This is a genomic window from Bacteroides sp. 2_2_4, from assembly GCF_000157055.1.
In the GTDB taxonomy this organism is placed as follows: domain Bacteria; phylum Bacteroidota; class Bacteroidia; order Bacteroidales; family Bacteroidaceae; genus Bacteroides; species Bacteroides ovatus.
Genome location: NZ_EQ973361.1, coordinates 44859 through 56404, shown reverse-complemented (window position 1 = coordinate 56404; position 11546 = coordinate 44859). Strand labels below are relative to the sequence as shown.

Below are 11546 nucleotides of genomic sequence, written 5' to 3'. Positions count from 1 at the left end.
AAAATCTAATAATATGAAGATATTGCTATATTTCTTTGCACGTTATTTATTGGCTCCATTATTTGTAGCCGTGATGATATTTGTCTTGACCGGAATAAAAACGATCAAGAGCAAACTTAGCCTGAAGAAATTAATCATATTCATTCTTCTGGCTTCCATTGCTGTCTCTTTACCCAGCCTGTTCGGTTTCCTAAAAAACGAATACGTCTGGGGAGGCTTGACATTCACGATATTGTCCTATATCCTCCTTGGAGCATTGTTCTGCAAACTGTCAACCTCCGATTTGTTCGGAGCAATCGGTATTGGCAGTTCCCGAACAGCGGTCATTCTCACTCTAACCACAATATGCGCTTTAGGCGGATGGTGCTACTATCTGCTGTTTGAACTGATAAGCAAGCTACCTTATTCGCTATGGAACACAACAAATATCCTGTGGTTTGCAATCCCGTATCTGATTATGTACAGCAGAACCCTGTTCCTGGACATCCCGCATCCGATATATACCCCATGGGAATTGAGCTATGGTACCTTTGACCGGAAATATTGGGACAACATAGACAACTTCGGCTTCCGAACGGTCAAAGTCAAGATCAAACGGAATATAAAAGACCCGACATACGCTTCGTTGGTTGTCCGCCTACCCAATGAAATATCCCTTGGGAATTGGTTCAATTGGGTTATCGAAGACCAAAACAGGCGTTTCCCCCAAAACAAGATTGAAACAGAGAAGGAAGATATGCAAATCGGATGGATGTTCTATACCTCAAAATGGTTTAACTTCCCGTTGTTCATAAGAATACTTGACCCCACTCTGACGAGTGAGGGCAATAAGATTAAGAATAATCAAACGATATATATCCGGCGTGTACAAGTAGAAACAAAAACATCATAATATATGAAAACACTAACATATTTGCCTGTAAACTGGGTCAATGGTCTGAAGCTGACCAGCCAGCATTTCTTTGCAAACCAGTATTGCCAAACCGAAGCTCTCAACCGCGAAGCAGGAAGGAGTCTGACCAGTTATAACTATGGTCTTGGAGAGGTCCTTGAAGGGATAGGTGACAATCTTGAAATAGAGATTTCAGGTGATACCATGTCCACTCTCTGTGTCCGCCTGAAAAGCTGCAACGCAATCACCAAAGGCGGTCTGCCCATCGTTTATTACGACGGTTTATACGGGGATGAGAAACCCTGTGCAACCATTTCAGAATCCGGTCTGCAAGCCGAGGACAGCGAGTATATGGTACTAATATCCGTAGATCCGTATCACTTGATACCTGTCGGTGAACCGGACCCGGAAGAGGTGCCTTTGCATCACCCGTATGTCTTGCCGAGCATAAAACTCCATATCGTTCCCAAAAACCAAGTCAACAAATCTTTCTACAGCCAGAATTTTTTGCTGGTGGCAGAGGTATGCAGACAAGGGAATACCTATAAAATCAATCATCAATATATTCCACCGGTACAACATTCCGCTTGCCACGATGGGATTAAAACATTCATTTCCCAATTGGCACGTACCCTACAGTCGATAAAAGAAGACGTGAAACTCATTTACAGCAGGAATGTTGCTGACAAGCGTAGAGATACGCTTGCCAACAATACTTTTGAGCTGTGTAAGGCTTTCTCTGCCTTTTACAACTCAAGAATCTTCTTTATCGAGCAAATTGCCTTAGAGCAACCGCCGATATATCTTGTGCAGGCCGTGAATGAGCTTGCAAACGGTTTGAACTCCGCTCTTCAAAGTCTTTCCGAAACGGAAAGAGAACAATTGCTCCAATACTTCTATGAATGGACCAATGTCACACCCTCTGAATTTATCACGAAGATAGAGAGCGTAACCAAGCTTATGTATGACCATACCAATATAAACCAATCATTGCAGGCGGCAGGGGCATTTGTGACACTGCTCAGCAATATGTTCCACAAAATGAGTGAACTGGAATACATCGGAATGGTTCGTGAGAATATTATAGTAGGAGACGAAAGTCACGAAACAATAGAGGCTCAAAAGAAACGATCATGGTCGTTTATAGGTTGAGCGATTAAATCATAGCAAGTATGGAAGCAGAAAACAAAATAGCTCGTTTGAAAGCGAAACTCCGATTTACTTTGGTATTCGCTATCGCACTGATTGTTACCACAACCGGAGGTATCGTAACGATTGTGACTGCACAAAAGGGAATATCCCTTCTTGAAAGCAAGAAGGCCGAATATGACAATGTGTTCAAGAAACAGGCAGAACTTAACTTCCAGATAGAAGAATTGTTCCGGGACTTGAACAATCTGAAGACCAAGCGGCGAAATTCGAGTGAACACAAGCACATGCAAAAATTGATAACCAAAAAACGGTTATTAATGGAAAATGACATTGCGATGCAGGCCGATAAAAGCAAGTACGAAGTGTATAAAGCTATGCTTGAACAGATCCGTGTCATCCAATCATCAATGGATGACCTTGACCGCGAAAGCAAAAAGCGTGAAAGCAACATGGAGCAACTTGAAAAGTGTAGAATCAAATATCAGGAATTAACCAAGAATAAACTGACGAAGCCATGACAAAAGACGAAATGCTATGGGGAAACATCCGTTTCCTCCTGCTGCTGATTTTCTCAGTAGCCGCAATTTATATCATACTTTGCCGGTATATACTCAACGTACCGACAGAGGACAGTTCGGAGTTGATAAACGAAATCAACCATTCCGAACGCATTTTTGAAATCCAGCATACACATATGCAGCAAGCGCAGAACATCTGGAATGAGATTGACTCTCTGGACTTCAACATTCATCAGGTACAAAAGATGGACGAGGTGAAGGATGGGATTTACCAATTGCAGCATATATACAAGGAAAACAATATGAATACGAAATTCCTTTTCGGCGTGTTGTCCTCCAGAATGCTTAAATGCCAATTCGACATAAAAGAGGAATTGAACAGTCTGGTACATAACAATGCACTGATTGAACGGGATTTGGAAGAATGTAAAGCCAATTTATAAAACATTCGCGATGGATAATAAGAAAACTATAACAATCATCATATTGGGACTGGTTGCCATAGCAGGTATCCTTTTATTTTTGTTCTTGCCTTCGAAGTCGCACCTTGCCAATATTGACTTTTATGTGTATGACACCAATGATAATTTTCATTATGAGGTCAATGAGCGGTTGGAGCTATTAGTCAACGATACGGCAGCGATTAAAGGCAAGCGACTCATTTGGGAAATGGGAAACGGTGATACACTGATGAGAAATACGGATGTGTCATACACTTACCGTAAGGCCGGCAAATATCTTATTACTTTGAAAATAGACGGAAAACACTCCGTAAACAAGTATATCAAAGTTATCTCAGGGCTGGAGCATGAGGCCATTGATTCCATACCCCGTATAAATGGAGTGTCAGAGGGTTATCAAGGTGAAGAACTGGTCTTTTCGGCAGAAGGCTATGGTATGGACACATGGCTATGGGAATTTGGAGAAAGCGGTACTGTGGACGCATACGAGCAGCAAGTCGTGTATTCGTATGATATTCCGGGAGAATACACCATCTCATTACAAACCAATACGACGAAATATCCGGTGAAGCACCGTATAATCATTCTCCCACGCTTTGAAAAAGCAGAGGAACTGGTCACGGTAGATTCGTTGGTACTGGTACAGAATGATATTAAAAAACACTTGCAAGCCATAGCTGACGCTAAAGTCTCACAAAGGTCGGTCTATTACGAACATACGAATTATATCCGTAACAAATATTTTTGCATTGATGCAGACCAGGTAGTGGTCGTCATCAATGATGAAAAATACAATGACTTCAACGGCTATTGCCAAGGACTGCATTTTCTTGAAAGCAACAGGAAAAAGCGTGTGAGTATTGATGATGTGAAAATTGACGATTTGAATTGCGTCAAGTCCATCCATGTGACACAAAGTTATATTGAAAAATGAAACAACTGAATCTCATACGAAATCTGTTTTCTGTGGCCGTGATGATTACTCTTGCGTGCAACGTATCTGCCCAAGTGTCCATCCGCGACAGAATACAAATAATGGATAGGGATATATTCAATTATCCGGAATCAACAGACGCTCCTGTCAAAACAAAGAAAAGCAAGACAAACAGAATTGTCTATTCGGACAGGACCGGAAATCAAAGTTATGAAGACCCGTATTTCCAGCGTAAGCGGTCTTCACACGGGATTGGCACACCCTATTACATAGTAGGTGAAAAGAACGGAACCTACAAGCTCGTTCAGGCTGACCCAGACATTACAGGCAAGCCCAAGTCGATAATAGGTTTCCTGTATAACAGCAAGAGACACTTTAAGGAACCCCGTAAAGTCAATTATGCCGGATGGATACCATCGGAAAATGTACTGATGTACGACCATGCCCGCATCAATCCCCGCAACAACCAGCCGATAAGGTACCGTATAGGCATAAACAGCATTAACAAGCTGTTCGATATCCATCAATTCTTCAATGGAGATACCCTGAAAATATACGGAGAGCCGTTTTTGAAAACAACAACGGATGCGGTAGTTGTCAGCGGAGAGGTTGTTTACCTATACAAGTTGGACAAGAGCGGCAAATCCGCATTGATTTCCAATGTTCCCGCATTATCAGACAGTACCAAACGCTTTTTAGGGTGGGTTCCCGCTGACCTTCTTGCAGAAGTCGGCCAAAATGAGGTGTATCATATTGATTATTCACGATACCGTGATTCTTTGTTGTGTGCTGTCAACCTAATGTATCCCGATACGTTGGCATTACATAATGCGAATATTCAGGGTACGATGTTGTTCAACCTGGATGGAAACCCGGCAGGGCCTATGACGAATGGGAATATCCGGCTGAACTATCCTTTGTCCGTCTGGGACAAGAACTGGAATAAGATTATCAATATCAAAGGCGGAGACATCATGGTTTCCGATGTCCGAAAGATGGAAGCGGAAAACAAAAACGTGAACATACATCTACTGTTCAATGATGCCGACCTGCCTTATCTATCCCCATATATCAATGTGCTACAGAACCTAAAGCTGAAAATGAGGCCCGGGTATGACTACACTTTCTCGGCAACCTGCATATCCTCCAACGGAGAAAACAGACATTTGGCCCCAACCAAGGACTTTTCAGCCTGGCTCGACTATATCAAACAATCCATTTCTTCCAAGCGGAAAAACGAACAAGAGGAACAATCATCGTTTTACGGTTTTGGCGGGGCTATCAAACAAATCTCCCGTTATGATAACGAAAGCCGTTTCAGCAACAATGTATTTGTCATTTTAGGGTCAAAACAAACTTTATCCTTGCACGAGCAACAACTCTCGTGGCTGGCAACCCAACCGGCAAGGCTTCTGTTTGCCCAGATAGACAGAGCATCAGGCACTTCTTATCAGGACTTCCTATTGCAGGCCAAATCCATTCTGGACAGCCATTCTACGAAATACATAGACCATATATCCAATTATATCGCAGACAGCAGACTGGTAAAGACGGAGCTGTTCAAGAACATAGAAGCTACGGATGCCAACTTATACCTGTATGATGCTCCATACAACAGCCTTACGGTAGGAGGAATCTTATTCCCTAAAGGTAGAAACAGACTGGAAAGCAACGCTTTGGAAACAGCCTTGGATTCCGTATTATGGCAATCTTTCGAGACGGACAGCCTACTGTTGCACTCACTTAAAGATTATGAGCGAAATATAGGTGTCCTAAGAAGCCGTCCCACATCCGAACTGACGCATATATTCCATCATACGGAAAATCCTGACAGTATGAGCCTTGACGATATAGATAGAAACAGCGTGAATGACACCTACTATATAAAGGCCTCCGTAGCGGACAGTATAATGGACGGGTACGAATATGGATATCTACTCGATGACAAGGAAGTGATGGAACTGCTGCAAAGCTACAGGGGACTGCTCCCGGAGTTCTCAGATAACATAGGGAAAAAGGAGCTAAGAGTGCTTCGCAAGCAATTTAACCGGCAAAAGAAAAGCATAAACAGAAGTTTCTATCGAAAAGTATTGCCCAGAAATCCATATTTGGCTCAAATCTTCTATTGTAAGACGGGAGTCATGGCCAATGACAGCCTTTTAAATTCAACAAAGGTGAAGAAACTAAAGAGAAGAAAGGTTGAACTGACGGACTTTAATAGTGGCTATACAGCCCTGATTTCAAAGATGAAGAGACTGGAAGACATGTATCAACGCAACCTTTTCAGACCTGTATTCATCGCCGGCAAGAAATATTATTTTATTCCGAAACAATTAATACTGTAAATAAAATGGAACCAACAAGAGAACAACTACAGGCAGAGATTCTTGAAATCCTATATCAGAAGTGCCTCCAGAAGCCAATATGGGTATCTTGTGCAGAAATATTTTGGAGCATCAGCAACCTCAAGGTATCAGAACGGAGTGTCAAGGACGTTCTTGACTGGCTGGTAAAAAACGACCTTGTAATTTATCAAGCGGATAAATACCAGATTGCCAAGCGCGAATTTATGGATATATCAAGACGTAAGGCTCTTGAGAAAAAAGAGACCGAAGAAAATGCCGAAGTCCGGACTGTAGAGTATGGAACATCCATTCCGCCTCACACGATGAACCATCATCCATGGCTTGAACGAGAGTACCAACAACCTGTCGCGAAATCATCAAACACAATGTTTGCCATCATAGCATTAATAGCCTTTCTGATCAGCGGCACACTTGTTGGTATACTCCTGTTCAACAGCTTCGCAACGGAACGGCGCAATAATGCAGAACTGACATACCTTCCGGACAGCATACAGGTTCCCTCGTTACAGGTAAGCACGCCCGGATATATCCGTGACGCATATACGACCAACCGCAACTTCAAGAACATCCAAAATTCGCTGGAGACACAGCAACGGATTAATGCTGAACTTATGGATATCTGCAAGGCACAACAATCCCAGATTAATATACTGACAACTTGCTCCAAACAACAAGCGGCGGACATCGAACATTTGGAAAAGGAACGGAAGATCTACACATGGATGATTGCCCTTGCACTCCTGGTATTAAGTTCATTGCTCATCTGCCGATATGGACGTAAGAATTAGGATATACGCAAACATTCAGACTGCATAGTCAATCTGCTAACGGTATCTGCCACTTTCATGCGGTGGATACCGTTTTTCTGCATTCCGGCAGCAGTTTACTTTCCGACGGTTTCGTCCGTTCCTGATGAAACTTCTTCTACAAGTGTTATTGTACAATGCCAGGAATCAATTTAATAGCGACACATCATCAACGGGGCGTGTTTCTAATCATATAGGACAGTGGCTTTATACACGAACATTAGTTTAAAACGTGTTAAAATGAAAATAACAGCAAAAAAACGCGCTAAAAAATTTGGAAAAATGAATATAAGCACTTATATTTGCTCACATCAAAGATGATGTTTTATTTTCTTCTCTTTTTCCCACAATAAAACTGAGTCATCCGGAGGCTGAGAGGAAATTTCAAAAAATCGTTTTTGAGGTTTTCTCTTTTTTGCATCTATACCGGTTAGGGCGCAAGGACGGAGAAACCGAAGTAAAATAATTAAGTTTAACCCATTAAATCCAAGTATTATGGCATTTAGAGCATCATTGGAACTTAACAACAAGGAATTTGACGTCCTTTATTCAAACTATGAGTTTAGTCGTAACACGGACCCTAAAGGTATGCCCTCTTCAAGCGTATTGGGTGGTAGAGTAAAAGCAACCATCGAATCAACAGAAGACACTTCGGTCATCGAAGCGATGTTGAACAGTCCTTTCAAACCTGTAGAAGGAAAGATTATCTACAAAAAAACGGAGGAAGATGCCAAGATGAAGGAGATCCAGTTCAAGAACGCATACATCGTTCACTACTCGGAAACTCTGGACGCGAACAACGATGTGCCTATGACAATCACCATTACGTTCTCCGCTGAAGAAATCATCGTCGGCAGCGCAGCTCTTGACAACCGTTGGCCGAAGAAATAAATCGGCGTACATAGGTAAATCCTAAATCAAAACATTTGTCAGGCCGTCCGACGGACTTCCGCCGGGCGGCTTTGGCAATTTGGATATAAACCGTCAAATATAATGCCGCCATGCTGGAACAAAAAAAAGTCACATTGGAAATAGCCGGCATACCTATGCCGTCGTTTGTGCAGTTGATGCTCAAACAGAGCATCAATGAGCATCACTACTTTGAGATAACACTGGATATCCAAGCCATAGAAGCCTATGGCGTAGAAATCCCGGAGGCGTCAAAAGACTGGGTTGGGAAAAAAGTAATCATGGACTTCGGCGGCACTATTTTTGTCGGCGTGGCCACCATGGTGGGACTTCATCGTTCCGGTGGAACACACGGAAATATAAAAGTGACGGGATATTCGTCAACATTCCTATTGGAGTCAGACCACACTTGTGCCTCATGGTGCAACAAATCCTTGTCTGACATCGTTAAGGAACTTACAGACAAGGCGGGAGTGCAAGCTCTTGTCAATCCGGAAACGAAATCGAAGCTGGAATACGAATGCCAGTACGAGGAAACCAACTTCAGATTCATACAACGGCTTGCCCGCCAATATCAGGAATGGCTCTACTACGACGGACAGAACCTTGTATTCGGGAAGCCACAGGCCGGCTCGACGACCAAGCTGACATACGGCGAGGAACTATCCGTGCTCGATGTCTGCTCGCAGACACTTGCCCGACCAATAAAGGGAAGTTCTTACCATTCGGTGAACGACCAGACCTATAACGGTCAATCCCCCGATACCGCAGCCGGACAAAACACATTGGGACAAGCGGCCTTTGACTCGTCATTGGCTTTGTTTACCGCTCCCGCTGTCCAACGGGCGGAACCGCGCATAACCAATAAGGGTGAACTTGACGCCTATTTCCAACGCAGGCAGCAAAGCGACAGCGCCGCATCCAGTTTCATCACCGGGGAAAGCGATTGCCGCATCCTTACGGTGGGCAGTATCATAGATGTTCATACCGCTATCCATACAGGAATAGGTATCCACGTAAAAAATAGCATCGGTACCTATATCATTACAGAAATAACCCACGTAGCCGGTATGGGTGACAGTTACCAGAACTATTTCACCGCACTTCCGTCCTCTATTCCCACCCTTCCATGCCCGGATGTACCTCTGCCTGTCGCTCATACACAGCAGGCCGTGGTTGTCAGCAACGAGGACCCGAAAAAGTTAGGCCGCGTCCAAGTCAAGATGAACTGGCAGACCGGTCCGATGCAAACCTCGTGGATACGGGTGCTCACTCCCGACGCAGGTACAAGCGACAAAGTGGCCACAAACAGAGGATTTGTATTCATACCCGAAAAGGGAGACCAAGTCATGGTGGCATTCAGATATGATGACCCGAACCGTCCGTTTGTACTTGGCAGCTTATTCCATGGAAAGTCAGGCACCGGTGGCGGCAGTTCAAACAAAACAAAAAGCCTGACTACCCGCAGCGGTTGTACCATAACGCTTGATGATGAAAAAGGAAGCGTTATGATGAAAGATAAGGAAGGCAACAGCTATACGGCAGACGGAGAAGGAAATATCACAATATCTGCCTCTAAAAGCATCACCTTATGTGTTGGAGAAAACAAAATAATGATTGATAGCGAAGGCAATATATCATCTAATGCGGAAAAGGACATAACAGAGTCCGCGGGTGCCAATATTGCGCAATCGGCAGAAAATATTGATTGTACAGCAGGCAGCAATTATAATATCTCCAGTACTGATTTTACAGCAACCGGCAGCAGCAGTGCCACGGTCAGCGGTACAACAAAGGCTACGATAGATTCTTCCGGAACCACAGCCGTAGCCGGAACTATTGTCAAATTGAATTAACAACATATGAGCAACGCCATACAACAAATAGCAGACAAGATGCTCTACCAATGGGAAGATGCAGTCAGGAAACCGGTCAAGTTAATCCGTATCGTCATCAATCCGGGAGACGAAAGTATGCTTGATGCTTTCTATGACTATATGCTTGCCCTTGATAGCGAAGAGGAAGATATGGTGTTCCTCATAGAACTTCCGTTCAGTTCCAGAACCGATTTCTCAAAAGATGTTGTAGGGTATATTGCACAACAAGTAGAATACTGGAATAACTCAAAGAAACCCGAAGATATTGTCTTTGAACGTGTTGATTGGATAGCTGATTATAAGTCGGAAGAAGCGGAAAACGATGCCTCCGTCGCAGTTGCCAACTTCAACAAGCTGACAGAATCCCTTGTAAAAGGGACTGATATGAAATGCAGTTTTGTCTTTAACCTAAAGAACACATACGACTATGACGGATGTCGTGAATGGTTTGAAAAGGCTCTTGCTCTGCCATTCCACAAGCAAATGGTATGGGGGATATCCGACATAAAAGACTATGAACAGTTTGGCAAACTAATGGCCAAACACTCCAATGACGCGGTGTCTATTTATCCACCAATAGATTTAGACGGTGCAATGGAGCAACTTGCGGAACAAGCGGCGAATGAAGATAAGAGCGACCCGGCAGCCTCGAATTTCAGGCTGGCATTAATCAAACTGATGAACAGTGTGAAAAAAGGGAACGCAGCGCAAACAGAGGAATTTGCGAAGAAATGCCTCGATATCGCTCTCGAAAATGTGAAGAAAGACATTAACTGGATCAGTCAATTTGTAACCGTATATACAATTCTATATACAGACCAGATTTCCCGTAAGGACTACAAGACGGCCATGTACTTTGCCGACAAAGCCGTAGAAGCCGCTGAAATCGGGGAAGAAAAATTAGATCTCTCTTTAGCTTGCCGATTGCTCGGAAACACCTTATTGGGGAAAGCCTCCATCTATGTACGGGAGTCGCTTTGGAAAGAAGCGGCAGAGACGTACTATCGCGGTGCTGAAGCATACTCCAGATGCAACGATTACCTAATGCAAAGTGAAGCATTGAGGCTGTGTGGTTGGTGCCGGGAAAATAATTATGAGAAATCGTTAGCTGCGGAATGTTATGTGGAAGGTTTCAGACTTTCAGACAAACTTTCCATAGACCTGATAAAGAACTCCTCTTATCCTCTCCTGTTATTAAGCCTGTTAAACAGTTCGGCACGCTCCAAGCTGGTCAGTGACGATGAAATAAATGAAGTTCTGACCAAAGTGTTAGGAGATAACTGGGAGAATTATTTGTATGAGTATAAAAGAAATTTAGGAAAATACAATGGAATGGCTGAACAACATATTGCGAAATCTTGAAAGGCTGTTTACTAATGCAACCGAATATGCCTATGCGAACCCTAAAGTGGGGTACTTAGTAGTAATCTTTCTGCTATTGGTTTGGCTTGTCGGACTGATATTCGACTGGAAATGGACATACGCCAGACCCGGAAGCTGGGGAGGAAATTTCTTTCTTGACTTATTGGGTCCAATCGGATTCCGATTTTGGCTCGGTGTAATTATTATGATTGCCATTGTTGCATCTGCCTATTTGTATTTTCGAGTTAAATAATGATAAAAACTGACAG

The 11546-nt window shown here is 43.3% G+C and carries 11 protein-coding genes; all 11 read left to right on the top strand.

Annotated features, from left to right (window positions below; translation table 11 throughout):
* The first annotated feature begins 13 nt into the window (after positions 1–13).
* A complete protein-coding gene (locus BSCG_RS12520) occupies positions 14–892 on the top strand; it encodes a TssN family type VI secretion system protein (RefSeq protein WP_008776211.1) in 879 nt (292 codons plus the stop codon).
* Between the two features lie 3 nt (positions 893–895).
* Positions 896–2044, top strand: a complete 1149-nt coding sequence (locus BSCG_RS12525) for a hypothetical protein (protein ID WP_008776210.1) — start codon at positions 896–898, stop codon at positions 2042–2044.
* Positions 2045–2064: 20 nt separating this feature from the next.
* Positions 2065–2562, top strand: a complete 498-nt coding sequence (locus BSCG_RS12530) for a hypothetical protein (RefSeq protein WP_005777317.1) — start codon at positions 2065–2067, stop codon at positions 2560–2562.
* Positions 2559–3005 (top strand): type VI secretion system TssO, encoded by a 447-nt coding sequence (gene tssO, locus BSCG_RS12535; protein WP_004310143.1) that lies wholly within the window; start codon positions 2559–2561, stop codon positions 3003–3005. Before BSCG_RS12530 ends, tssO begins: the two co-directional genes overlap by 4 nt.
* A 10-nt stretch (positions 3006–3015) precedes the next feature.
* Positions 3016–3957, top strand: coding sequence for a PKD domain-containing protein (locus BSCG_RS12540; RefSeq protein ID WP_008776209.1), 942 nt, complete (start codon positions 3016–3018; stop codon positions 3955–3957).
* On the top strand, positions 3954–6302 hold the full coding sequence (gene tssR, locus BSCG_RS12545; protein WP_008776208.1) for a type VI secretion system protein TssR domain-containing protein: 2349 nt from the start codon (positions 3954–3956) through the stop codon (positions 6300–6302). The genes BSCG_RS12540 and tssR overlap by 4 nt, the downstream gene beginning before the upstream one ends.
* Positions 6303–6307: 5 nt before the next feature.
* Positions 6308–7111, top strand: a complete 804-nt coding sequence (locus BSCG_RS12550) for a DUF5457 domain-containing protein (RefSeq protein ID WP_004322098.1) — start codon at positions 6308–6310, stop codon at positions 7109–7111.
* A 513-nt stretch (positions 7112–7624) separates the two neighbouring features.
* Positions 7625–8020, top strand: a complete 396-nt coding sequence (tssD, locus tag BSCG_RS12555; protein WP_004310139.1) for a type VI secretion system tube protein TssD — start codon at positions 7625–7627, stop codon at positions 8018–8020.
* Positions 8021–8130: 110 nt separating this feature from the next.
* A complete protein-coding gene (locus BSCG_RS12560; protein ID WP_004314531.1) occupies positions 8131–9894 on the top strand; it encodes a type VI secretion system Vgr family protein in 1764 nt (587 codons plus the stop codon).
* Between the two features lie 6 nt (positions 9895–9900).
* Entirely contained in the window at positions 9901–11277 is a 1377-nt protein-coding gene (locus BSCG_RS12565; RefSeq protein ID WP_032849556.1) for a hypothetical protein, read from the top strand.
* Positions 11243–11530, top strand: a complete 288-nt coding sequence (locus BSCG_RS12570) for an immunity 17 family protein (RefSeq protein ID WP_008776206.1) — start codon at positions 11243–11245, stop codon at positions 11528–11530. The genes BSCG_RS12565 and BSCG_RS12570 overlap by 35 nt, the downstream gene beginning before the upstream one ends.
* Positions 11531–11546 lie beyond the last annotated feature (16 nt).